Raw genomic sequence first — 25,415 nt, 5'->3', positions numbered from 1 at the left:
GTCACATGTAAACAAATATGTAAAGATAGGTGTAAAGACAGATGAGTAAGGAGTGCGAAAAATGGAGAAGGAACGCGTGCTCATAATTGGTAGTGGTATAGCAGCCATGACATTAGCTAAACAATTACCGAAAGATAAAGAAATTTTGTTAATAACAAAAGGTAAGATAGATGATAATAACTCCGTCCGAGCACAAGGAGGGATCGCCGCTGTAACTGATGCGAAGGATAGTTGGAGAGCTCATTTTTACGATACGATGCAAGCAGGCTATCAGATGACAGATCCTGAAGCGGTTACGATGTTAGTAAAAAAAGGTCCAACATATATACAGAAGATGGTTGCTGATGGACTTACGTTTGATAAAGATGAGAGCGGTCATTTTTTATTAGGGCAAGAAGGTGCCCATAGTCAAAGAAGAATCTTACACGCAGGTGGAGATCAAACAGGCAAGAAGATAATGGATTATTTATTTGATACATTACCTGATAATGTTCAAATCATCACAAATATTACGGTAGTCGATTTACTTGTATCTAATAATCAATGTTATGGTGTTCTTACGGTAACAGAGGATGGGGAAACATGTACTATTTATGCGAATCACATTGTATTAGCTACAGGTGGTTGTGGAGCACTATACCAATTTAGTTCGAATGATCCGAATATAACTGGTGATGGTATTGCAATGGCCTATCGAGCTGGTGCTAAAATAACAGATTTAGAATTCATGCAATTTCATCCCACGTTATTAGTGAAAGATACGCAGAGTTATGGATTAGTCTCTGAAGCAGTACGAGGTGAAGGTGCGCGCCTAGTTACGAAAACTGGGGAAGCAATTATGGATAAAGTTCATCCATTGAAGGATTTGGCACCACGAGATGTAGTAGCTAGAACCATTCAAGCTTATTTAGCTAAAGGCACAAATATTTATTTGGATATAACGATGATCGAGCGTTTTAGAGATAGATTTCCAATGATCAGTGCATTATGTGATCAAGCAAATCTCGATTTATCGACGGGGTTATTACCCGTTGCACCAGGAGCTCATTTCTTAATGGGGGGAGTTGCAACAAATTTAGCTGGGGAAACCTCAGTAAAACAATTATATGCGGTTGGTGAAGTTGCGGCGTCCGGGGTGCATGGTGCAAATCGGCTAGCAAGTAACTCGTTATTAGAAGCAATTGTTTTTGCGAATCGATTGGCTCGGGCGATTAAACGTGCAAAGCCAATAAAAACACCGATAAGAAAATCAAGAACAAAAACGATTGCATGTGCAGAAAAGCAATTAGTTTTGCCTCGTAAAACGGACTTACAGACAAGAATGATGTTACAAGCAGGAATAATTCGTGAACAATCACAATTAAGTGATTTAAAGCAATGGCTAGAATCGTTTAACATACACCAAGATATTGATCATGTTATTCCAAGCCAACGAATGTATTTGAATCAACTACTCACCTGTTGGCTCATTGTAACGTCCGCGCTCGCTCGTACAGAAAGTCGAGGGGCTCATTGGAGAAGTGATTATCCAACCATGGACAGTAAGTGGGAAGGAAAACATATCACTTATTGTCATGAACAACTTGGACATAAATGTGTACCTGGAGGAGAACGATGAATCAATTAAAAGCAAAAAAACGAATAGAGCAGTTTTTATTAGAAGATGTTGGTGATCACGATTTAACAAGCGAAATACTTTTTCCTAAAAATACAACAGCACGAGCAACTATCATGGCAAAAGATATAGGAGTTTTAGCTGGTACAGAATTAATTGAGCTTACTTATCATCTGATTGATCCTACGATAGAGGTTGTTGTAATCAAGAACGATGGAGCAGATTTGGCTAAAGGGGAAACAATAGCTACGGTTACTGGAAATGTTCAATCGATTTTAACTGGTGAGCGAGTGGTTTTAAATCTATTACAGCGAATGTGTGGGGTCGCAACCTTAACGAATCAAGCCGTGAAAGCATTAGGCAGTAAGCAAACGAAGGTACTAGATACAAGAAAGACAACACCAGGATTACGTATGTTTGAGAAATATGCCGTTACATGCGGTGGGGGATATAATCATCGCTATGGCTTGTATGATGGAGTGATGATTAAAGATAATCATATCGCACATTATGGTTCGATTTCTAAAGCAGTTGAGCAAGTAAAAACAAAACTAGGCCACATGGTTAAGGTAGAGGTAGAAACAGAGAATCAAGATCAAGTGGTAGAAGCAGTTCGTGCTGGTGCAGACATTATTATGTTCGATAATCAATCACCAGAAGAGATTGTTGCAGCGATTCAATATGTACCAGATTCGATTGTGACCGAAGCTTCAGGGAATATCAATCTAACGAACATTCATAGCTATCGAGATTGTGGAGTTGATTATATTTCATTAGGATTTATTACACACTCTGCTATCGCTCTAGATATTAGTATGAATATTGATTTATAGATTATTAGGAGGGGTTTTTTTATGGATATGCTCGCATTTTTACAAAAAAAAGAGACAGAATCAATGTTGCCGGATCGTTATAAAAATCTTTCTGTTACAGAAATGGAAGCGGAAGTGCGCCGGATTAAGGATAAATTAGGCGATCGACTATTTATGCCAGGTCATCATTATCAAAAGGATGAAGTGATTCAATTTGCAGATGCAGCAGGTGATTCCTTACAACTGGCGCAATTGGCTGAACAGAATAAAGCAGCTGAATACATTGTGTTTTGTGGTGTGCACTTTATGGCTGAAACTGCAGATATGTTAACAGAGGATAGACAAACAGTCGTTCTTCCAGATATGCGTGCAGGCTGTTCGATGGCAGACATGGCAAACATTAATCAAACAGAGCAATGTTGGGATATTCTTCAAGGCATGTTTGGAAATACAATGATACCTTTGACATACGTTAACTCTACTGCAGCGATCAAAGCTTTTGTTGGTAAACATGGAGGAGCAACTGTAACTTCATCTAACGCAAAAAAAATGGTGAAATGGGCATTTAAACAGAAAGAAAGATTACTATTTTTGCCTGATCAGCATCTTGGGCGTAATACAGCCTATGATTTAGGTGTACCATTAGAAGAAATGGCTGTTTGGAATCAACAAACGAATAAATTAGAATATGAAGGTAATTTAGATGATATTCGTGTAATCTTATGGAAAGGTCATTGTTCGGTTCATGAGAATTTCACTACAAAAAATGTAGATGATTTACGAGCAAAGGATCCAGAGCGTAAGATTCTTGTACATCCTGAGTGCAGTTGGGAAGTAGTTCAGGCATCTGATTATGCAGGTTCAACCAAATATATTATCGATATGATTAATCAAGCAGAAACGGGTAGCAAGTGGGCAATTGGAACAGAAATGAACTTAGTAAAACGCTTGATTGATAAGAACCCAGATAAAGATATTGTTTCATTGAATCCATTTATGTGTCCATGTTTAACGATGAACCGGATTGATTTACCACATTTATTATGGACGTTAGAGTCAATAGAATCAGGGGAAATTGTTAATCAAATTAAAGTAGATCAAGAAACAACTGAGTTATCGAAACAAGCATTACAAAAAATGCTCGCACACGCGTAATAAAAAAAACAGGCAATTTAGGGATAAGAATCAGAACGGCATCCTGTAAGCAGACAGTGAAAAAACAAAAAATTCTATGCGAGAGCCTGATACTGAAATTCCATCGGTGTCGGGCTGTTTCGTGTTTCCTGGAATCGTTTGTAGTTATAAAACACCATATACTCTATCATATCCTTTTCAAGTGATTGGGAAGTGGCGCACAGGTTTAAGCGGTAGGATTCCATTTGAAGTGCCTAAAAAAGCTTACCATCGGTCCGTCATCCATGCATGTTCTTACCTGGTTATTTTACGTCTGGTATTTTTTTCGACTTCCTCTATTAGTAGATTTAAAACGCTTATTACTTATAGTGCTTTATCTATTGTCGCAAAACCGAATTTGATGAGATATTGAATTGAAAGCAAGTTGAATCTAATCCAGAAGAGGTGTTCAGATAATGTTCAACCGCCTGGGTATTCAATTTCATACGAATAATTTCTCCATCCTTTAGATCCTTTAAACATACAACGGCACCGGCTTGATAACCACGAAGCCAATTTCTCAAAGTTGTATCGCTCATTTCTTCTGCCCTAGCTAATAAATATTGTGAACCGTCTTCGTTACGTATTCTCATGACTATCTCGTACTGTTCATTTAAGTTGTGTTCTGTTCTTCTTTTAGACATAACAAAAACTCCCCTTATCGTGTCAGGGAATTTTTATTATTTCTCTGTCTACGATAAGGGGAGCATATTACTTTATTCAGTGCCCGTTGCTTTTATTTAAGAATCATTATTGATGGTATTGATTCAGTTGATGAAAAGCTTGCTCATAGAGCTTTTCTGTTTCAATAAACCGTTGCATAATAGAATCTGTCCCCATTACAACAGATACAAGTCGCACACCATTTTGTTCAACAGTACCTGTAAACCCATAACCCGCTAGATTAGTGTAACCAGTTTTTAACCCATCGACGCCAAGATAAGAAACGTGGTCTGCTAGCATTAAATTTGTATTAATATATTCTCGATTATTAGCTAAGTACTGTGGTTGACTTGTAATAGCTAATAAAGACGGGTGATGATTGATTAAATACCTGGCAAGGGTTGCTAGGTCTTGAGCAGACATTTTGTTGGTATCATCAATTGTTCCCACTGAGAAAAACTCACCAAGGTGACGATTATCTAACCCTGTGCTATTAACAAATATCGAGGCCTCCAACCCTAACTCATTTGCCCTCTGGTTCATCTGTTGAACGAATAACTCTTCGCTACCACTCACTGCTTCTGCAAGGGCAATCGTTGCACCATTAGCTGAATGAATCGCCATGGCTTGAAATAATTCATCAACTGTATATGTTTGATCTTTTACAAGATGAACAGAAGCATAACCAGGATGATGTGAAATTGCGTATGCATAATCACTGATCGTGACATCCGTTTCCCAATCAAGTTCTCCCGCTTCAATTGCTTCTAAAACAATCAGCTCAGACATCATTTTAGACATACTTGCAGTTGGTAAAGAGAGGTCACTATTATCTTGATAAATGACTTTTCCTGTTTCTGCATCGATTAATATGACAGAGCTTGCCGTAAGGTTAATATCTGTTATTTTCCATATTCGCTTGATTAGTTGATCCGATATCGTCCGATTTTCTACCAATCTGTGTACCGGCTGAACCGGATAACCAGCAAGAGTCTGAATCTCATTACCACTAAAGATAAAAACACTAATTATACTAATGATTAATAGCGAGATAAGCGAGATGTATTTCATCGTTCTAACCCACCCAATTTAAGATTTAGCTTTACTGTACCATATAATTAATCTTAGCGGTGAAAAACAATCGTTTTTTTCACTTGCCTCACTCGCTCTTCGTATAAAGAATCCATTTTAAAAATTATATCAACTGCTTTTTCCATTTGATCAAAAGAAACAAATTCGAATGTCCTGTAAAAATTCTCTTCTAAAAAAAGAAGTAATAAGCAATACAACACTGAGAAATTCACTTCGTGGTTATCGAGCCTAAGCACAAGATAAAAACTCCCCTTATCGTGTTAGAGAATTTATATTACTTCTCTATTTACTATAAGGGGAGCATATCAATCGAATGCCTGTTTTTTTTGTAATAAATATCGTTTTCTTAAATTAAATCGAAAAAACGCGAGTTATCTACTGTTTTTTAATCAACTTTTACGGGCGTCTGCATATCTTGTTAGGGAATGATCCTGTTATATGCCTATTTATTAACAGATTAAACAATAAAGGAAGGAGTTTTCGATTGTGAAGATTCATGTTGTTCAAAAAGGCGACACATTATGGGAATTAGCCAAAAAATACGGTGTCGATTTTAGTGAACTAAAAAAAGCGAATCATCAGTTGGCGGATCCAGACCAGATTATGCCTGGAATGAAAATAAAAATACCAACTTCAACAAAGCAAGTTGTAAAAGAGACTGTTCCTGATAAGGTTATGCATCCTTATCAAGATACATCGAAAAAGGCACATCCAGTGATTAAAGAGGACGATAAAAAAGAGAAAAAACAAGTGAAGAAGCAAATGCCACAGAAAGAAATGCCAATACCAAAACCACCAAGCAAACCAATTCAATTACCTAAGTTGCCGAATATTTATTCTAATCATTATAATATCGATTTAGGGATTGAGGATAATGATTTTTCCTTCAATCAACAAACCATAGATCAGACAAATCAAACGATAAACTATCAATCAAAAGAAAAAGTCGAAAAAAAACCTGAAAAACAACCAACTTTACCACCAGTAACTGCACCAAAGTTGCCACCAATGCCACCAATGGGTCCGATGATGCCTTTTTATTGCTGTATGCCTTATCCTTTTCCATTTCATCCAGCTCCGGTGCATCCGCCAGTGGCACCACAACAGGACTTGTGTGATACCTATGCTAAACCTGATTGCTCATGCTCAGAGGTAAAACATGACCATGGAAAAAAAGCCGATCATTTGCAAGGTCATCCGTATCAACCAATGCCAATGCAACCTTTGGGTCAATGGCAACCAAATGCTTCACAGATGACACATCAAAGCCCTGTTGATTGGAGTTCGCACCAATTTAAGGATCCGGTTCATCCTCATGATTATGAACATGACAATGAAGGACATGGTTTTATTCCTTACAATAATGATGAGTATGAGGAGAATACAGATAACTTAGCCCAAGATCCAAATTTTGCTGGTATGCCACCATATCCAATGATGGATCCGCAGATGGGATTAGGACAGCAGGGTTATCCTATGATGCCACCACAAATGGGACCAGGACAACAAGACTTTCCGATGACGGATCCACAGATGGGGCCAGGGCAACAAGGTTTTCCAATGATGCCACCACAGATGGGACCAGGACAACAAGGTTTTCCAATGATGGATCCACAGATGGGGCCAGGGCAACAAGGTTTTCCAATGATGTCACCGCAAATGGGACCAGGACAACAAGGTTTTCCGATGATGGATCCACAGATGGGGCCAGGGCAACAAGGCTTTCCGATGATGCCATCACAGATGGGACCAGGACACCATGCATTTCCAGGGGATCCAAATATGGGAGGAATGCCTCATCATGGAATGCCCCCTTTTGGATCAGGTCCTCCATTTCGCGATGAAGAAGGCACCGAAGAATAAATAAACTACAGTGAACGAAGACGATTCATTTTTATGAATCGTCTAATTTTTTATCCCAGAGCAACCGTCCGTAAGCCACCCACTTCAAAACAACGAGAACACCAAGTAGTTTAAGTGGGAGTAACGGACGCTAGCACCGCGAAAGGTTTAGGTCACCCTTTAGGGCTAACAATCAGTGGAGGAATACCTAAAAACTCCCACTGATAGAAGTTTCACTTTTTTTATTTATCGCAAGAAGTGATATGTCCAATCTCATCTTGCTCTAATGGAAATTATTGCGTTTGCTATTGAACTAAGAGATAATAAAAAGAGAATATTAAGAAAGAATAATAGGTATACGGAATGTAGAAGGGAGATACAATAATGCAAAAAAAAGTTGATGTATTAGTAAAATGGTTACAAGATCAAATGAAAGAAACGGGTGTAAAAGGTTTACTGGTTGGTATTAGCGGTGGAATTGATTCGGCAGTTGTTACAAACTTAATTAAATTGGCTGCCCCCGATAGTTCCCTAGGAATCATGATGCCTTGTAAAAGTAATCCAACCGATCTCGCGCATGCAACTGAAGTGGCAGAAAAAGCAAGGATTGACCACTTGACTATTGACCTTAGTCGAACCCATGATGTTTTGCTTAGTGATATTAAAACAGAGTTGGTTACAGCTGGCCTACATAATCCAGACCAGGAAAAATTAAGTGATGCCAATTTACGTGCTAGACTTAGAATGAGTACACTTTATACGGTGGCAACTAATCATCAATACTTAGTAGTGGGAACCGACAATGCAGCGGAGTGGTTTACCGGCTATTTTACGAAATTCGGAGATGGTGGGGTTGATTTAGCACCATTAGCTCATTTAACAAAAGGTGAAGTAAGAGAAATGGCAAAATATCTTGGTGTTCCAAATGTAGTAGTAGAAAAGCAACCAAGTGCAGGACTATGGGAAGGCCAAACCGACGAAAACGAAATGGGTACAACATATGAGTACATTGATAAATATTTAAAAGGAGAAGAAATTCCTGAAAAAGATAAGTCGATTATCGAAGAAATGAATCGTAAGACGGCACATAAAAGAGAAATCGTTAAAATACCACCAAAGTTTTAACGTCCATAAAGATGCCTCTTTACTACTTAAAAAATGCAGACTATGCAAAAGGCATTTTTCGGTTTATCCACTCATATGCCTATGATATAGTGTTAACTGGATGAAATTTTAAGATGTAGAGAGGAGCATAATATATGGCTGGCCATTCTAAATGGAAGAATATTCAACACAGAAAGAGTGCCCAAGATGCTAAAAAAGGTAAAATCTTTATGAGAGCAGCAAAAGAAATTTATACTGCTGCCAAAGAGGGTGGGCCTGACCCTGAAATGAATGCTGCCCTGCGCTTAGCGGTTGATAAGGCAAAAGCAAGCAATATGCCAAATGATAATATCGAACGTGCAATAAAAAAAGCTTCTGGTACGTTGGATGGCGTAAGTTATGAGGAAGTTATTTATGAAGGCTATGGTCCTGGTGGTTCTGCTGTGATGGTTGAAATTTTGACAGATAATAAAAATAGAACCGCTTCTGATGTTCGCCACGCTTTCTCGAAAAGTAATGGTAACTTAGGTGAAAATGGGTGTGTTTCCTTTCTTTTTGATCGTAAAGGATATTTGGTTATTGATCGAACGACAACAAATGCAGATGAAGACGAGATGCTACTTGCAGTGATTGAAGCGGGAGCAGAAGAGATGGAAACAAGTGACGAGGTATTTGAAATATATACGGAACCAGAGCAATTTAAATCAGTAAAAGCTAGCTTAGAAGAAAAAGGTTTCCTGTTAGATACCGCTGAAATTTCTTTGTTGCCACAAACGTACAACGATTTATCGGTATCGGATCAGGAGAAGTTAGGACGACTGATTGAACGTTTGGAAGGTTTAGAGGATGTTCAAGAAGTTTATCATAATGGTAAAATGGATTGATTTCCCCTTCAAAACAACCATACCAAAGTTGTTTAAGCAGGATCGATACGGATGATAGCACCCCGAATGGTTCAGCTAACAATCAGTGGAGGAATACCTAAAAACCCCCACTGATTATAGTTTCACTTTATCTAGTTCCGATTGTTAACTTGCTTCATATGCTATTAATAATTTGATATATCGAGGTGTTTAATTAAAATGGGTGAAACAAATGATAGTGATCGATTTTCTGAATATGATAAACAAGATTCCATAAAGTTTTTAGATCGTTTTATCAATGAAGAAAAAGAATATTATGTGATCTATCAAAAGAAAAAACAAAACACGATTCGAGAATTGCAATTTAACCAAGTGAAAAAACTATCGGAAAATCGCTATTTAATTACTATGCATCAAGAAAATCTTCATCATTCTGTTTGTTATTATGTTGGAGAAGAAGTAGAGCTAACTTCAGATGAAATTTTAAAGATCCGAATTGTTGATCCTCTTGATTATGATTTTGTTGTGTATACCGACTAATATTTAGTCGGTATTTATTTTTGAATTTTAGTAGATAACCCAATTGAACAAACCAACTCAACACCCTTCCATCATCCCCAAATAATTTCCCTTTGTCTATTTACGTATTGATTCCAGACCAATCGTTCATAAGACTCCCACTTCAAAACAACGAGAATTCAAGTGGGAGTAGCGGACGCTAGTACCCAAATGGTTCAAGGGCCTTTAGGGCTAACAGTCAGTAGGGGGATATCTAATCCCCCCCAAAAAAAGATTGAAGTTTCACTTTATGTATAAACTGCGAGGTGTGAATCTAGGTTTAAGTAGGCGTTTCAGCAAGGTTGCAGCCCTTTTTTAGGATCAACCTAAGTGAAAGAAGTAGTTTCGACGAGGTTAGCCCCAATTTTAGCCCTCAACCTAGGCAAGATAGGTCATCTTGACGAGGTTAGCGTTATCTCCTGCCCTGAACCTAGGGGAAAACCCCGCCTTAAAGAAGTTACAGTTCTTTTGATCCTCTACCTTCGAGTGAACCTCATTAGAGTGAAAAAAATAAATTATTTACCACACAGTTTGCATCTACTATGTTGTAATTAAGCATGAAGGATCAAATCAGTAGATACTAAAAATAATAAGAAGATTTCTATAGAAGATGAGTAAAATAGCGGAAATTGGTCAAGCTAATAGTAAACGTAACAAAAACTTGATTGAGGTGAACAAGATGAATCGAAGAAAAAGATTTATTATGTTGGCAATTGCTATCTTAGGCTTATTTATATTAATAAGCTTAAATCCTGTAGATGAAGACTTAGAGAAAGTTGAAGAAAAGTCAGAAAATGAAATAGAAACAGCTGCAGCCATTGATATAGAAAATCAAAATAATCCAGATGATTTAGCAGTAATAGAAGTGATACTACAAGAACAGTATATAGACGGACGAATGGAGACAAAAATCATTGAAGAAACAATTAGTGCTATGGAAGATTTTTGGAGTGAATACAGTGATTATCAGCTAATCGATCAAAAAGTAGGTCAACTTACTTTCCGAAAACAAATTGATGATGTTTCTACTTATTTGAAAAAAGTTGGCCATTTTGGTCTTTATGATGATACGTTAACTATTTTTGAAGGAGAACCAGAATATGAACAAGTTATACAGTCTTTTTATCATATAGATAAAAATGAATTAACAAAAGAAGATATCGAACGATTAAATAATGGAATTAAAATTGATTCTAAAGAAACCTATCAACAAACATTAGAAGTTTTTCGAAGTTATAGTCCAACGGAACAAGTGCAAGGCTAATATCAGAGTGTAGACTGCTTCCATTATGTATAGGATAAAACTGAAAGAGCCCTGGCATCAAGTCAGGGCTCTTTCAGTTCGAAAAATCCCATTCATTAAGTTCATAGTTTTCTCCATTAATAGTCTGAACTCAATGTCACCAGCAAAGGGTGTGCGAACATACGATTGTATGATAAAATACTAGTAGATAGTGAAGTGAAGATTAGGGAGAGATAATGATGATCGCATACATACATGGTAAACTAGAGTCAGTAACCGATTTGGTGGTTATTATAGAAGTGAATGGAGTCGGATATGAAATCATTTGTGCAAATCCACTAAAATTCCAACATAAGCTTGGTGAAATAGTGAAAATTCATACATACCATCATGTTCGTGAAGATGCACAAATACTATATGGCTTTGAAAAAATAGATGAAAAAACATTGTTCTCTCAAATATTGAATGTATCGGGTATTGGACCAAAAGGTGCTCTAGCGATTGTTGGTAATGCAGGTGTAGAAGAATTTACGCTTGCTATTGAAGAAGAAAATGAAAAATTCCTAACAGGATTTCCGGGTGTCGGAAAGAAAACAGCAAGACAAATGATTCTTGATTTAAAAGGAAAGTTACCGTTTGTGATCACACAAACAGCCAATGATCAGGGACAAACTGTCTCTAGTCCAACTACCATAACCAAGGAAGTGACCGAAGCGATCGAAGCATTAAAGTCGCTAGGATACTCGGATCGAGAACTTAAAGCAATTACACCTGCTCTTAAACAAGAAAATACGAAAAGTATTGATGAGTTAATACGTAAAGGGTTAGCATTATTAATGCAATAACAAGCGGGGGGTGAAGATATGGAAGAACGTGTAATTTCCGGGGGAATACTAGAGGAAGACTCATCAGTTGAACTTAGTTTACGTCCAAGTACGTTAGCACAATATATTGGTCAAACGAAAGCAAAGAAAAATTTAGCGATATTTATTGAGGCTGCGAAGCTCCGTCATGAACCGTTAGACCATGTTTTATTGTACGGGCCACCAGGACTTGGGAAAACTACGATGGCTTCCATTATAGCGAATGAAATGGAAGTTCAATTTCGAACTACATCTGGTCCTGCAATTGAACGAGCAGGAGATTTGGCTGCAATTTTATCCTCGCTAGAAGCAGGAGATGTCCTGTTTATTGATGAAATCCATCGGTTGCCTCGTGCTGTAGAAGAAATATTATATCCCGCAATGGAAGATTTTTGTCTCGATATTGTTATTGGTTCTGGTTCTACAGCAAGATCTGTTCGGTTAGATCTACCACCGTTCACTTTAGTAGGTGCAACGACAAGAGCTGGTTTGTTGACCGCTCCGCTAAGAGATCGTTTCGGTGTTCTAAGTCGTTTGGAGTATTACGAGATTGATGATTTACGGGAAATTGTAGAACGAACAGCAACGATATTTGATGTAGCAATTGCTAGAGACGCAGCTTTAGAAATTGCCCGCAGATCGAGGGGGACGCCGCGAATTGCAAATCGCTTATTGAAGCGAGTACGCGATATTTCACAAGTAAAAGGGGAAAAGGCGATTAGTCTTGGGACGACTCAAGAGGCACTAACGATGCTTCAAGTTGATCAAACGGGCCTAGATCATATCGATCATAAGCTATTATTGGCAATTATCGATTCTTTTCAAGGTGGACCAGTTGGCCTAGATACACTTGCTGCTACCATAGGTGAAGAATCACAAACAATCGAAGATGTATATGAGCCCTATTTATTACAGATAGGCTTCATTCAACGTACGCCTAGAGGGCGAATAGTTACCCCGAAAGCGTATGAACATTTTCAGAGAGAAATTCCGAATAGATAATCTAGCTTAATTAAAAGCTAACGGTTATAATGATAACCATTGAGTGTCAATTTAACGTGTCTTTCTATAAAAGAATAAAGCGCTTGTTAGATAGGAGTATAACATGGAGATAAAAGATTTTGATTTTGATTTACCTGAAGAATTGATCGCACAAACACCATTGAAAGACCGTACGTCATCACGCTTGTTAGTGATGAATCGAGCTAATGAAACGATCGAGCATCGTCATTTCCGTGATATTATTGATTATTTGAATCCTGGTGATTGTCTTGTGTTAAATGACACAAAAGTCCTTCCTGCAAGATTATATGGAAGCAAGAAAGATACGGGAGCAAAGATAGAAATTTTATTGTTACATCAACAAGAAGATGATGTTTGGGAAGTACTAGTAAAACCGGCTAAGAAAATTAAATCAGGAACTGAAATTGTTTTTGGTCATGGTCAATTACATTGTGTCTGCTTAGAAGAAAAAAAGCATGGCGGAAGAATGGTGAAATTCGCTTATGAGGGAATTTTCATGGAGGTACTAACTGAACTTGGGGAAATGCCTTTACCACCATACATTAAAGAACAATTATCAGATCAATCTCGTTACCAAACAGTATATGCACGTGAACAAGGATCGGCCGCAGCTCCTACCGCAGGTTTACATTTCACAACAGATTTATTAGATCAGGTGAAAGCAAAGGGAATAGAGGTCGCTTTTGTTACGCTTCATGTAGGGTTGGGCACATTTCGTCCGGTAAGTGTGGACACAATAGAAGAGCATGATATGCATTCAGAATTTTATCATTTATCGAAAGAAAATGCCCAAAAGATATCTGCAGTCAAAAAAGCTGGTGGCAGAGTCATTGCGGTAGGCACTACTTCCACACGAACGCTTGAGACGATTGCAACCGAGCATAATGGTGAAATTGTTCCTGCTAGTGATTGGACGTCTATTTTTATTTATCCATCTTATGAATTTAAAGCAATCGATGGGTTAATTACGAATTTTCACTTGCCAAAATCAACACTAGTCATGTTAGTAAGTGCACTAGCAGGACGAGATTTCATTTTACGTGCTTATCAAGCAGCAATCGATGAAAGGTATCGCTTTTTTAGTTTTGGTGATGCCATGTTGATTCTATAACTTGTAGTAAAGAAGGGAAATAACCATGTCAGCAGTAACTTATGAATTAATCAAAACATGTAAACAAACAGGGGCTAGATTAGGGAAAGTGCACACCCCTCATGGATCTTTTGAAACGCCCGTTTTCATGCCAGTAGGAACGTTAGCAACCGTAAAAACGATGAGTCCAGAGGAAATAACCGAGATTGGTTCGAAAATTATTCTATCCAATACGTATCATTTATGGTTACGACCGGGTGAAGATATTATTCGAGAGGCCGGGGGATTGCACAAATTTATGAACTGGGATGGATCGATCTTAACGGATTCTGGTGGTTTTCAAGTGTTTAGTTTAAGTGATTTACGAAACATTGAGGAAAAAGGTGTTCATTTCCGCAATCACATTAGTGGAGAAAAACTATTTTTGTCTCCCGAAAAAGCGATGCAAATTCAAAATGCACTTGGCTCGGATATTATGATGGCATTTGATGAGTGCCCTCCGTATCCAGCTGAACACAAGTATATGAAAGATTCAGTAGAACGGACAAGCCGTTGGGCTGAGCGCTGTCTAAAAGCTCATGAAAGACCAGAAGATCAAGGGTTATTTGGAATTATTCAAGGTGGAGAATATGAAGAATTAAGAAAGCAAAGTGCAAAAGATCTTACCTCGCTTGATTTTCCAGGGTATGCAATCGGAGGGTTATCAGTTGGTGAGCCTAAAGATGTTATGAATCGTGTATTAGATTTCACGACACATTGGTTGCCTGACAATAAACCTCGTTACTTAATGGGTGTTGGTTCACCAGATTCATTAATTGATGGTTCGATTCGAGGGATCGATATGTTTGACTGTGTTCTTCCTACACGAATTGCACGTAATGGTACTTGTATGACTTCAAACGGGCGTCTAGTGGTTCGCAATGCGAAATTTGCGCGTGATTTCTCACCACTTGATCCAAATTGTAATTGTCATACTTGTAAAAATTACTCGCGAGCTTACATTCGACACTTAATAAAAGCGGACGAAACCTTTGGATTGCGACTTACCACTTATCATAACCTATATTTTCTGGTAAAATTAATGGAGCAAGTCCGAGAAGCAATAAAAGCAGACCGACTTGGTGATTTTCGAGAAGAATTCTTTGAACAATATGGTTTTAATAAACCAAACGCAAAGAACTTTTAGGAAAGGAGGAAACCTTTATGAATCCGGGAGAACTAATTAGGCTTCTATGGCCATTTATTTTAATGGCTTTCGTATTTTATTTTCTGTTAATACGTCCACAACAAAAACGTCAAAGTGCGATTAATCAAATGCAAGCTGATTTAGCAAAAGGAGATCAGATCATTACGATTGGTGGACTGCATGGTGTTGTTCATTCTTTAGACGAAGGTACGATCATTATTGAAGTGCATAATGGACAAAAGCTTACATATGATCGCTCTTCTGTGAAAGAGATTGTCAAACCGCAACAATAATAAGTGATGAAAAGCGGGTGGCTACTATGCTGCCCGCTTTATCTGTGCATTCTTCATCGGCTGCCTTGATTTGTTCACATAATCTCAATATTAAAATACATATTCTATGTTTACCTTTTCACAAAAAATAAGTAAAATGAATAAGTGTGGCATTCCAATGAAAATATGAATAGATAAAATCGAGAGGAGAAATAGTATGGGAGATCTTATTCAACAGGTTGAAAGTTTGCAATTATTAAATCATTTTTTGCTAACGTTATTCTTATTAGTACCGATGATTCTTGTTGCACGAACCGTCGTAGCTGGGACGCGTTATTCCCCAATTTTAATTATTGTTATTTTTGGGTTAGCAATGGGGTTTGTTTTAGAGACAAGTGGACTGGCTGAGCCTGGTCTAGGTCAATTTCCGGTTATTGATTTGATTTCAAGAACAACAAACATTGCATTAATTGTTACCTTCTTTGTAGGGGGACAGGAAATTCGGAGGATTTTTGGTAATAAAGAGGGAAAGACGAAAGACTTACTTGTTCCATCTGAAGAAGAAGCAGTATTAGGAACAAAAAGAACACAATTGGTTCTTATTGTACGTTCCGTTTTCATCCTATTAGGTATTGAGGCGGTTGTTAGACTTATTACAGGGCAAGGCGGTGCGCTCAGTAACTACTACCCTATTTTAGCTTACCTTGGACTTGTTGGGGCAGTTATTTTAATAGATAGCAAAGCAACGATTACACAGAAACCTTTATACATACGTAAAGGTGTTTTAGAAATAATTGTGATCATCGGGATTTCGTTGGTGGCATTTCATCTAGCAGAATTCATTGGAGAGTATATCGCACTTCCAAGTATTTTCTTTGCGATGGTAATCGCTACTGTATTGGGTATGCTGTTATACAGCTATGTTTTTGGTCCAACGATCAAAGCACTTTTATTTGCAGGTATTCCTGTTGTGTTAGCAGGGACGTTTTTAGTTGGTGGTTCTCGTATAAGTGAAGTGTTCTCCATGGAAGGCGCTAACGCAGTACTAGGATATGGATTTTTTGGTCAAGTATTCTGGATGTTTGGTGGAATGGCTTTACTCATGTTCTTTGCCAATACAGCTAGTGTTCGTAATTTAGCACCTGGTATGGCTGGAGCCTTATCACATACCGGTTTGACGGGGGCATGTACTGCAGGTGATTTAGGGACCAAAGCAGCAGACCGTGCGCCAATGCTAGTAAACATACCGTTTGCAATGCACATTTTTGTTTTTTCTATTCTTGCAGTAAGTGCTGATCAAGAAAAATTATTTATGTGGCCATCGGTTGTTATGATGCTACTCGGATTCGTGTTGTTAGTATTAGGATTACGAAATCTGAGAAGCGCTAAAGGAAATGCTACTGATCGCTTTGAAATAAAATCGTTGTTGCAATTTGGTTTTGGATGGCAACTCATTGCTATTTTCGGCGGGATGATTTTGTTAAGTATTAACCCGATGTCGGTAGAGTTTAGTGCTATGGCGAAAGCTTCAGCGATTTCTCACTTTGGACTGTTTGCTGCGATTCAAAATGGTATGTTCGGTGCAGAAGCAGCGGGCTTGATTACCTTTACATTTTCCATGACTTTCCTTGTTCACCCATTTGTTTTCTTCATGTTTGGTAGAGCGATGGAGAATAATGAAGAGATGCCTAAATTGCCAGTCTACATTCTTGCGGTTATCGGTCTAGTAGGTATCTTAGCTTCTGTTCTGTTTCTGTAAATCTTTTATATTTTTTTCTGAAGGAAAGCGGGTAGCACTTGTGCTGCCCGCTTTATGTTTGTTGTTTATCACCTATATTCACCCCAATAACGGCCCCTAGAATACTTGCCAGTAAAAATCCTCCATGATATAGCAGTTGTTCAACCGTGAAATGTTGTTGATAGCCCAAGTACTGATACAAGTAGATAAATAAACTAAAACCCAAACTAATAACTACTCCAATTATCCATCCTTTTTCTTTTGCTTTGACCCCAGCCACCAGTGCACCGATTAATAAGATTAGCAATCCCGTTAAGGTTGTAAATAACCTGATCGTTGATTCAGAGATAGAAGTAAAACGAAGCAGTACCGCAAAAAACAAACTAGCAACAATCAATAATGCTAATATCGTAATCCAGCCATACAGTAAAGCGGTTGATCGATTTTTCAAGATGTTTTCCTCCTTTGCTCGTCCTTTTATTTTAAATATATGAGCAAAAGAAAAAAATAGACTTCAATATTTCTGTAACTGACGCATATATTGTAAGCAAGTCCAATTATCCACTAGATTTCCTCAGGAAGGGGACAGACTATGGCAGTCACGCTTACCATCATCATTTTTGTTATCAGTTATTTACTTATTATCTCTGGAAAAATTAATCAAGCGCTTGTTGCAGTTTCTGGCGGTGTTCTTTTATTAATTTCGAATATTTATACCTGGAATATTGCATTTACTCGTTATATTGATTGGAGCACCATTGCATTATTATTTTCAATGATGGTGTTGGTCTCGATCACAAAAAAAACCGGTTTATTCACATATATCGCGATACGTTTTGCCCAACAAGTAAAAGGTGCGCCGATCCCTCTCTTAATTGGAACAGCTTTTTTAACAGCGATTGGATCTGCCTTATTAGATAATGTCACGACAGTTTTGTTGTTTGTACCGATTATTTTAACGATAACGAAATTACTGCAGTTACCATCTTTTCCGTACCTACTCACAATTATATTTAGCTCAAACATTGGCGGAACAGCAACATTAATAGGAGATCCTCCCAATATTATGATTGGGCAAGCCGTGGAACATTTAACATTCAGTTCATTCATTGTTCACTTGGGGCCTGTTGTAGTCATTCTGTTTATTTGCATGTTGCTATTAATGATTTTACGATTTCGAAAAGATTTCTCGGCGAATAAGCAATTAGTAAAAGAGTTATTAGAGATCAATCCAAATGACTATCTTGAAAAAACACCGATGCTTTATCAGTCTATAACCGTATTAGTCATAACGATGGCTGGCTTCTTACTACATCCAGTGTTTCATATTGACTTAACAACGGTTGCAGTTTGTGGTGCTTTATTGTTATTGCTGTTAACAGAAAAAGAGTTGAAAACAGAAAAAGTATTTCAAGAAGTAGAATGGATCACGTTATTCTTCTTTATTGGATTGTTTATGTTGGTAGGAGGATTACAGGAAGTAGGGATTATTGACGAAGTTGCCCGTTGGATTATTTATTTAACAAATGGTGATTTACCAGTAACAGCTGTGTTGCTGTTATGGATTTCTGGGCTAATATCACAGATGATTAACAATATTCCTTTTGTGGCAGCAATGATTCCTGTTATTCAAGAGTTTCAGACATATGGTATGACGTATGTAGACCCTTTATGGTGGGCTCTAGCTTTAGGTGCTTGTTTAGGTGGCAACGGAACCCTAATTGGCGCTTCAGCAAATGTAGTGGTTTCTGGAATTGCAGAAGCGGAAGGAGAGCCAATCTCTTTTGTTCGTTTCTTAAAATATGGTGTTCCTTTTGTCATTTTCTCACTAGTTGTTTCGATGATTTATCTTTACATTCGTTATTTAATCCCTTTTCTCGGCTGATAAGGAGGAACTTCCATCAGCTAAGGCACGTCCTCGGTAAGAAAAAACGACGATAGTATTTTAAGTCCGATCTCGCACTTATATCCATCCTTTGGTGGAAGCGACCGTCGTAACTGAAGTGCCAAGCATATCCTGTATAAATGATATAAAAAGTCTTAAAGAACCGACGATCTTACCAATTATTTCTAATAAGAGTAAGAATGTATAAGTTTTTTGTTGATATACCAAAGGAAAGGTTAAGGTCTTTTGTTTGATTTAAAAATAAATGGCTATTGTTGCAACCGTAGCCTCGTTTACGGAAATACACTACGCTTTCTTGAGGGACAACCTCAGCTGATTTTCAAAAGAAAAATGCTTCTGAAAATGGATCTTCGGTTTGTCCTGAAGCTGCGATTACTCGCTTCAACGAAATGCTTTTCTAGAAGACTACGTATATTTCCTTAGCTTTTTTACATGCAGACTCTCGAATATGTGGTTATATATTTACTTTATATTTTTAAGACTCTTCTAAGATAAGATTAGGGTAATAGTAAACAATTTGCACTAAACAAGCGTAGGCAACAAATGGGTGACACTCTAGCAGGAACTGCACGAGCTGAAGATCCACTCCGAAGCGTTTGCTCCCGAGTTAGCTAAAGCCGTGGGACTGCGATTACTCGCCCCATCGTAAATATTTGCCTGCAGAAAGGGAGCCTATTTGTTGCCGTAGCGTTATTAGAGTACTTAGTCAATGTTTTAAAGGACCGGGCTTTATCCACGGTCTGTCTTAATAAGTGATGTATATTTCCGATGAATACGTTCATGCTAATGGAAAAGCATAAAGGTGTGAACATCGTGGATGTAGAGATGGGGAAAATGATTTACCGAACAATCGTAACATACGGAATCATTGTACTACTTTTTCGCATGATGGGTAAAAGAGAAATTGGTGAGTTAAGTTTACTGGATATCGTCATTTTTATTATGATGGCTGAAATTGCAGTATTTGCCATTGAAGACCCGGATCGGAAAATTAGAGATGCTACCGTACCAATGATCGTATTAGTTATTATTCAACGTTTGACAGCTATCATTTCACTAAAAAGCAAGCGATTTCGAGAATGGTTTGAAGGTAAGCCCTCGATTATTGTAACAGCGGGAAAAATTGATGAGCATGAAATGAAAAAACAACGTTATAATTTTGATGATTTGACCCAGCAATTACGAGAAAACGGTACTAAAAGTATTCAAGATGTAGAATATGCGATTCTGGAACCATCCGGAAAACTATCAATTTTTGAAAAAACCCCCACTGTTTCAGCAGGTTTTGTTTATACATTGATCATGGACGGAGACATACAAAGAGATAACTTAGAAGAGATTAATAAATCAGAAGCATGGTTGAGACAGGAGTTGATCAAAAAAGGGTATGATGATCTTGAGCAAATATCCTTCTGTTCGATTGATGATAATAATCAGTGGTATATAGATATAAAAAACGAACGCCTATGAGAATAGGCGTTTTAGTATCGGGATTTGTTCTAATTCATCTTTTGTAACAAACCTTAATGTGAATAAAAGAAAGATATAAATAACAAGCAATAATAAGAGGGTTATGATAAAAATCAGAAAATTTTCACCATAGTCTGGGAAAAGTTGTTGAAGAAATTTACCTGTCAGCCAAGTGATAACGATTAACGTTGTCATTTTCACCATATCTGAAAATTCTATCCGAAAAGAAATAACACGATGAAGCGTAGCATAATGGAGCATCGTTCCTAGAACGACACCTACCGTTAAACCAATGGCTGCACCCATAATTCCGAAAGTTGAATTCGAAGTAAAGAATATTAAGACAGCAAATTTCACAACGGTGCTAATGATGTTATTCCACATGGCTAATTTCGCATAGTCTAATGCTTGAAGCGCAGCATTCATCGGGAATTGGATATAGATCAGTAAAAAAAATGGTGCCATAAAAACGATAAATCGACTTGCATTGCTCGTCCCATACATGAATTGTAAAATGGGTACAGAGAAAAGACTCATAATTACAGTTGAGATTGCACCGGATGCGAACGAGATCCGAATGGCTTGGTGTACCCGATAATGGACGAGATTGTGATTTCTGTTCGCTTCTGCTTCACTTATGTTTGGAATTAAGGCCACCGCTAAGGAATGGGTAATAAAAGTAGGGAAAAATAGTAACGGAATGGCATATCCAGTTAATTCTCCATATTGTTTGGTAGCAATACTAGTCTGAATGCCGGCAATTGCTAAACTTTGTGCTACAAGAATTGGTTCAAGAAAATTAGAAATTGAACTAACGAGACGGCTTCCGGTACTTGGTAGTGCAATCGATAATAAGGATTTTAAGGTTCCGATACTATTTTTAATCGACGAAAAGAAAGCGCCTTGAATTTTAATCTTTGTATCTTTACGAAACAAGTGGATCATTAACATTAGAGATAGTAATTCTCCAATGATAACAGAGATCATTGCTCCACTAGCAGCATATTCGATACCGTAGGGAAGGAATAAGCGTACGAAAAATGCAACACAAGAAATGCGGATAATTTGTTCCAATACCTGTGCATAGCTTTGTGGTTTCATATTTTGTCTACCTTGAAAATAACCACGAATAACTGAACCAATCGCACTAATTGGTACCATTGGTGTGATCGCGATTAACGGATACAAGGTTCGTTCGTCTGTAAGTAATTTTGTTGCGATCAAAGGAGCACCTATTATCATGGCGATGGAGAAAAAAATACTTAACGTGCCTGTTACTAATAGAGAAATGACAAGAATTTGTTTCATTTTCCTCGTATCATTTCTTGCTTCTGCCTCTGCGACGCGTTTTGAAATGGCAATGGGTAAGCCAAATTGAGAAAGTGTGTATACCAAAAATAGTGTTGGTAATGCCATATTGTATAGACCGATTCCTTCTTCCCCCATCAATCTCGCAACAACAATTCTATTGATAAAACCTAATAATCTGGTGATTAAACCGGCAAATATTAAAATTAGTGTTCCTTGAAGAAAAGTTTGCTTCTGCATATTTGTTAATCCTACCTTCTCAAAAAATTAAAAATCCGCTACAATAATATATATGCAAGCAAAAGGTACGAGCATGACAAGTAGATGAGATAAGCGGTAAAATAGAGGAGGATTTTTCATGAAGGTTAAATCTGTAGTAGATTGGAAACCGATGATTGCAGAAGTGATTCAAAGTAAAGCAAGTGAGTTACAGTTGTTTGGCTATGATGAGGCAACACCAGAAGTTGTTTGGGATTGTTTAGTTAATAAAGTATGGAGAGGGACCCCCGAGAAGCGTTTATATCAAGTGGTAGAGGATGTTTTTCATCTGAATCCACACTTATTCATGAGTTTTATAACGGTTCAATCGTACCAATCAGATGATCTGATGGAATCTATTGCGGCATTAACCCAATTTGAAGAATAGTCGAAAAAGATTTGGAGAAACCTCCGATACTTACACGAAAATTTAACATCGATAATTGACAACGATTGCTAAAGGTATCATAATACATTTGGGAGTTTGTTTTCCTGGTTATATTCGAGATAAAAGAGTAAATAGAAATAAGATAATACACGTACTTTTAAAAAAGTAAGTAACGTGGAGGAGGCACAAGATTATATGATAAAACGAGGCAGAGTGATTGCCTTTTTTCTTATTGTTCTAACGTTAGCGGCAGTTGTTGGAACAACAGTTACAGGAATCACTAGAGATATGAATCTAGGCTTAGATCTACAGGGTGGGGTAGAGATTCTTTATCAAGTAGAACCCTTAAATGAAGATCAAGAAATTACGACTGGCGTATTGGACGCAACAGTTCAATCTTTACGTCAACGAGTAGATGTGTTAGGAGTCAGTGAGCCAAACTTTGATATTGAAGAGCCAAATCGTATTCGTGTCCAGTTAGCGGGCATAGAAAATGAAGATGAAGCTCGTGAATTGTTAGCAACCTCCGCTCGACTATCATTTCGTGATGTAGAAGATCGAGAGTACTTAGATGGATCAGATTTAGTTGAGGGTGGAGCGCGACAAGATTTTGATCCACAAACCAATCAACCGATTGTATCGGTTCAACTACAAGATGGGAACCTTTTTGGGGAAGTAACCCGAACGATTCTAGAAGATCAATCGTTAAGCAATCAATTGGTTATTTGGATGGATTATGAAGAGGGAGATTCTTATCAAGAAGAGTCACAAAAAGCGGATCCTAAATATATTTCGGCACCTGTGATCCGAGATGTGCTCAATCAAAGTACAGTAGTAATCTCTGGGTCTTTCACCGTTCAATCAGCTCAACAGTTAGCAGATATTTTAAACGCAGGGTCTTTGCCTGTTAATTTGATTGAAGAATCTACAGATTCCGTTAGTGCGCAGTTTGGAATGGATGCAATGAGTCAGACGATTTTCGCTGGTGCGCTCGGTATATTATTTATTTTTCTCTTTATGATTGGTTATTATCGTTTTCCAGGACTTATCTCGGTAGTCACTTTAAGTTTGTATATATATTTGGTGTTACTTGTATTTGGTTGGATGAATGGTGTATTAACATTACCGGGAATTGCAGCATTAATTCTAGGTGTAGGGATGGCTGTAGACGCCAACATCATTACATTTGAACGAATGAAAGAAGAATTAAAGCAAGGGAAATCCATGATTGCAGCGTTCGACGCGGCGAATAAAAACTCAATGTCAACGATCTTTGACGCGAATATTACGACATTGATTGCAGCGACGGTCTTGTTCATTTTTGGTACAAGCTCTGTGAAGGGTTTTGCAACACTGCTTATTGTCAGTATCGTTTTAAGTTTTGTAACAGCAGTGTTTATTTCTAGGTTCTTCTTAGGTTTATGGGTGAAAAGTCGTGTTTTAAATAAACGTCATACTTGGTTCGGACTGAAAGATAATCAAATTCAATCGATCTCTGATCCGACCCCAATTGAACCAACCTTTTTTGGAAAACAATTTGATTTTGTTAAACACCGGAAAAAATTCTTTATTATATCAGGTACATTAATGCTTGCAGGTGTTGTCTTCCTTAGTACACTGGGACTTAATTTAAGTATTCATTTCACTAGTGGTTCTCGAATTGAGATTAATACGGAAGATCCTGTAGATGCTGATCAGATCATGAATGATTTTGCAGAAATTGATTTAGAGCCACAAAATATTGTTTTTTCCGGAAACAATAATGAGATTGCCGTTGCGCGTTTTGACGAGCAATTGGGACAAGAAACAATTGCAGAATTGCGTGCTCATTTTGAAGAATTATATGGTTCTGAACCAAATTCAAGTACGGTTTCTCCTGTTGTTGGTCAAGAACTTGCTCGTAATGCCTTTTTAGCTGTCCTATATGCAGCGATTGGGATCATTATTTATGTTACGATCCGATTTGAATTTTATTTTGCAGTAACCGCTATTGTTGCGTTACTACATGACGCTTTCTTTATTCTAGCTGTTTTTAGCATGACACAAATTGAGTTTAATGTTACGATTATTGCTGCGATATTAACCATTGTGGGGTATTCGATTAACGATACGATCGTTACGTTTGACCGGATTCGTGAAAACTTAAAGATAAAGAAACGTGTACGTTCTTTTGATGAGTTAGCAAAAATCGTAAATAATAGTTTAATGCAGACATTAGCAAGAAGTATCAATACGGTCTTAACTGTAGTTGTCGCTGCACTTGCCTTGTATATATTTGGTGCAGCAGCCATTACGAATTTCTCCTTTGCCTTAGTCGTAGGATTGTTAGCAGGTATGTACTCATCCCAATTTATTGCGGCACAAGTTTGGTTAATATGGAGAGGTAGAAATATTAAAGAAAAGCCAATAGTTTATGTTGAAAAACAACGAAATGATGCTCCACAAGTTTAAAAAATATTCGCTCCCAAAAACTGCTACGTTTAGGGAGCGTTTTTATGTGGTAAACATAACAGAACTTACTGCAATTTTATTTTTTGAGAAGAGGTGGATGAAATGAGAGGACAAACGTATATTATCTCTGCGCTAGTGTTTGCCCTAATCGTCGCAATATTTGCGGTTATTAATGTGGATCCAGTAGAAGTAAATTATTTATTTACGACTGGTGAGGCCCCTTTAATTCTAGTCATACTTATCTCTGTTTTAATGGGTGGTTTAATTACAGGTGGATTTGGTATTTTCCATTTGTTACGATTACAACGAGAAATGAAGGTATTGAAAGAAGAAAATGAAAAACTACGAATAAATCAACCAGCTGAAGATATAGAAATTACAGAAGGTGAATTTTTCGAAACTTCAAGTGAAGAAAGATCAGATACTCAAAATCAAATAGAAAAGTAATACGATTTCGTTTGAACCCCCTGACACACTCTAGTATAATAAGTGAGTCA

The 25,415-nt window shown here is 37.6% G+C and carries 24 protein-coding genes; 19 read left to right on the top strand and 5 right to left on the bottom strand.

Annotated features, from left to right (window positions below):
* The first annotated feature begins 61 nt into the window (after positions 1–61).
* From nadB to nadA, 3 genes are read left to right on the top strand one after another with little or no spacing between them, the layout of a single operon-like run.
* Positions 62–1,618 carry an L-aspartate oxidase gene (gene nadB, locus OWO01_RS04040; RefSeq protein WP_268779150.1) on the top strand — a complete coding sequence of 519 codons (1,557 nt, stop codon included), beginning with the start codon at positions 62–64 and terminating at the stop codon, positions 1,616–1,618.
* Positions 1,615–2,448 carry a carboxylating nicotinate-nucleotide diphosphorylase gene (gene nadC / locus OWO01_RS04035; RefSeq protein WP_268779149.1) on the top strand — a complete coding sequence of 278 codons (834 nt, stop codon included), beginning with the start codon at positions 1,615–1,617 and terminating at the stop codon, positions 2,446–2,448. Before nadB ends, nadC begins: the two co-directional genes overlap by 4 nt.
* A 27-nt stretch (positions 2,449–2,475) precedes the next feature.
* Positions 2,476–3,582 (top strand): quinolinate synthase NadA, encoded by a 1,107-nt coding sequence (nadA, locus tag OWO01_RS04030; protein ID WP_418936198.1) that lies wholly within the window; start codon positions 2,476–2,478, stop codon positions 3,580–3,582.
* A gap of 74 nt (positions 3,583–3,656) precedes the next feature.
* On the opposite strand, the gene OWO01_RS16115 is transcribed toward nadA, so the two are convergent.
* From OWO01_RS16115 to OWO01_RS04020, 3 genes are all read right to left on the bottom strand, one after another.
* The gene (locus tag OWO01_RS16115; protein ID WP_418936196.1) at positions 3,657–3,806 is read right to left on the bottom strand and encodes an IS3 family transposase; all 150 of its coding nucleotides are present in this window, start codon (positions 3,804–3,806) and stop codon (positions 3,657–3,659) included.
* A 132-nt stretch (positions 3,807–3,938) separates the two neighbouring features.
* Entirely contained in the window at positions 3,939–4,244 is a 306-nt protein-coding gene (locus OWO01_RS04025) for a hypothetical protein (RefSeq protein ID WP_268779147.1), read from the bottom strand.
* Positions 4,245–4,350: 106 nt separating this feature from the next.
* Positions 4,351–5,334: a D-alanyl-D-alanine carboxypeptidase family protein gene (locus tag OWO01_RS04020; protein ID WP_268779146.1), complete on the bottom strand. Its 984-nt coding sequence runs from the start codon at positions 5,332–5,334 to the stop codon at positions 4,351–4,353.
* Positions 5,335–5,841: 507 nt separating this feature from the next.
* Between OWO01_RS04020 and safA the strand changes: the two genes are divergently transcribed.
* The 11 genes from safA to OWO01_RS03965 all read left to right on the top strand — a co-directional run bounded on the left by safA (position 5,842) and on the right by OWO01_RS03965 (position 17,158).
* Positions 5,842–7,218, top strand: a complete 1,377-nt coding sequence (safA, locus tag OWO01_RS15995; protein ID WP_336283706.1) for a SafA/ExsA family spore coat assembly protein — start codon at positions 5,842–5,844, stop codon at positions 7,216–7,218.
* A 363-nt stretch (positions 7,219–7,581) separates the two neighbouring features.
* Positions 7,582–8,322: an NAD(+) synthase gene (nadE, locus tag OWO01_RS04010; RefSeq protein WP_268779145.1), complete on the top strand. Its 741-nt coding sequence runs from the start codon at positions 7,582–7,584 to the stop codon at positions 8,320–8,322.
* A 134-nt stretch (positions 8,323–8,456) separates the two neighbouring features.
* A complete protein-coding gene (locus OWO01_RS04005; protein ID WP_268779144.1) occupies positions 8,457–9,185 on the top strand; it encodes a YebC/PmpR family DNA-binding transcriptional regulator in 729 nt (242 codons plus the stop codon).
* A 198-nt stretch (positions 9,186–9,383) separates the two neighbouring features.
* Positions 9,384–9,704 carry a hypothetical protein gene (locus OWO01_RS04000; protein ID WP_268779143.1) on the top strand — a complete coding sequence of 107 codons (321 nt, stop codon included), beginning with the start codon at positions 9,384–9,386 and terminating at the stop codon, positions 9,702–9,704.
* 628 nt (positions 9,705–10,332) lie between these two features.
* On the top strand, positions 10,333–10,986 hold the full coding sequence (locus OWO01_RS03995; RefSeq protein WP_268779142.1) for a BofC C-terminal domain-containing protein: 654 nt from the start codon (positions 10,333–10,335) through the stop codon (positions 10,984–10,986).
* 218 nt (positions 10,987–11,204) lie between these two features.
* Positions 11,205–11,810: a Holliday junction branch migration protein RuvA gene (gene ruvA / locus OWO01_RS03990; protein WP_268779141.1), complete on the top strand. Its 606-nt coding sequence runs from the start codon at positions 11,205–11,207 to the stop codon at positions 11,808–11,810.
* An 18-nt stretch (positions 11,811–11,828) separates the two neighbouring features.
* Positions 11,829–12,830 (top strand): Holliday junction branch migration DNA helicase RuvB, encoded by a 1,002-nt coding sequence (gene ruvB, locus OWO01_RS03985; RefSeq protein ID WP_268779140.1) that lies wholly within the window; start codon positions 11,829–11,831, stop codon positions 12,828–12,830.
* Between the two features lie 103 nt (positions 12,831–12,933).
* Positions 12,934–13,962, top strand: a complete 1,029-nt coding sequence (queA, locus tag OWO01_RS03980; protein ID WP_268779139.1) for a tRNA preQ1(34) S-adenosylmethionine ribosyltransferase-isomerase QueA — start codon at positions 12,934–12,936, stop codon at positions 13,960–13,962.
* A gap of 25 nt (positions 13,963–13,987) precedes the next feature.
* Positions 13,988–15,127, top strand: coding sequence for a tRNA guanosine(34) transglycosylase Tgt (gene tgt / locus OWO01_RS03975; protein WP_268779138.1), 1,140 nt, complete (start codon positions 13,988–13,990; stop codon positions 15,125–15,127).
* 17 nt (positions 15,128–15,144) lie between these two features.
* Entirely contained in the window at positions 15,145–15,420 is a 276-nt protein-coding gene (gene yajC / locus OWO01_RS03970; RefSeq protein WP_268779137.1) for a preprotein translocase subunit YajC, read from the top strand.
* A gap of 196 nt (positions 15,421–15,616) precedes the next feature.
* A complete protein-coding gene (locus OWO01_RS03965; protein ID WP_268779136.1) occupies positions 15,617–17,158 on the top strand; it encodes a hypothetical protein in 1,542 nt (513 codons plus the stop codon).
* Between the two features lie 52 nt (positions 17,159–17,210).
* On the opposite strand, the gene OWO01_RS03960 is transcribed toward OWO01_RS03965, so the two are convergent.
* The gene (locus OWO01_RS03960) at positions 17,211–17,588 is read right to left on the bottom strand and encodes a TIGR04086 family membrane protein (protein WP_268779135.1); all 378 of its coding nucleotides are present in this window, start codon (positions 17,586–17,588) and stop codon (positions 17,211–17,213) included.
* A 141-nt stretch (positions 17,589–17,729) separates the two neighbouring features.
* Here OWO01_RS03960 and OWO01_RS03955 point away from each other — a divergent pair, with 141 nt between their 5' ends.
* Both OWO01_RS03955 and OWO01_RS03950 read left to right on the top strand, forming a co-directional pair.
* A complete protein-coding gene (locus OWO01_RS03955) occupies positions 17,730–19,022 on the top strand; it encodes an ArsB/NhaD family transporter (protein ID WP_268779134.1) in 1,293 nt (430 codons plus the stop codon).
* Between the two features lie 846 nt (positions 19,023–19,868).
* Complete coding sequence (locus OWO01_RS03950) at positions 19,869–20,513, top strand: DUF421 domain-containing protein (RefSeq protein ID WP_268779205.1); 645 nt, start codon at positions 19,869–19,871, stop codon at positions 20,511–20,513.
* On the opposite strand, the gene spoVB is transcribed toward OWO01_RS03950, so the two are convergent.
* Positions 20,508–22,061: a stage V sporulation protein B gene (spoVB, locus tag OWO01_RS03945; RefSeq protein WP_268779133.1), complete on the bottom strand. Its 1,554-nt coding sequence runs from the start codon at positions 22,059–22,061 to the stop codon at positions 20,508–20,510. The genes OWO01_RS03950 and spoVB overlap by 6 nt on opposite strands.
* 118 nt (positions 22,062–22,179) lie before the next feature.
* Here spoVB and OWO01_RS03940 point away from each other — a divergent pair, with 118 nt between their 5' ends.
* The 3 genes from OWO01_RS03940 to OWO01_RS03930 all read left to right on the top strand — a co-directional run bounded on the left by OWO01_RS03940 (position 22,180) and on the right by OWO01_RS03930 (position 25,365).
* The gene (locus OWO01_RS03940; protein ID WP_268779132.1) at positions 22,180–22,467 is read left to right on the top strand and encodes a post-transcriptional regulator; all 288 of its coding nucleotides are present in this window, start codon (positions 22,180–22,182) and stop codon (positions 22,465–22,467) included.
* 195 nt (positions 22,468–22,662) lie between these two features.
* Positions 22,663–24,918, top strand: coding sequence for a protein translocase subunit SecDF (gene secDF, locus OWO01_RS03935; protein WP_268779131.1), 2,256 nt, complete (start codon positions 22,663–22,665; stop codon positions 24,916–24,918).
* 102 nt (positions 24,919–25,020) lie between these two features.
* Complete coding sequence (locus OWO01_RS03930) at positions 25,021–25,365, top strand: LapA family protein (protein WP_268779130.1); 345 nt, start codon at positions 25,021–25,023, stop codon at positions 25,363–25,365.
* Positions 25,366–25,415: the final 50 nt, after the last annotated feature.

Origin of the sequence: Natronobacillus azotifigens (assembly GCF_026805325.1) — a bacterium.
GTDB lineage: Bacteria > Bacillota > Bacilli > Bacillales > Amphibacillaceae > Natronobacillus > Natronobacillus azotifigens.
Note: the sequence above shows the minus strand (reverse complement) of the source record. Positions and strands in the feature narration are given on the sequence as shown.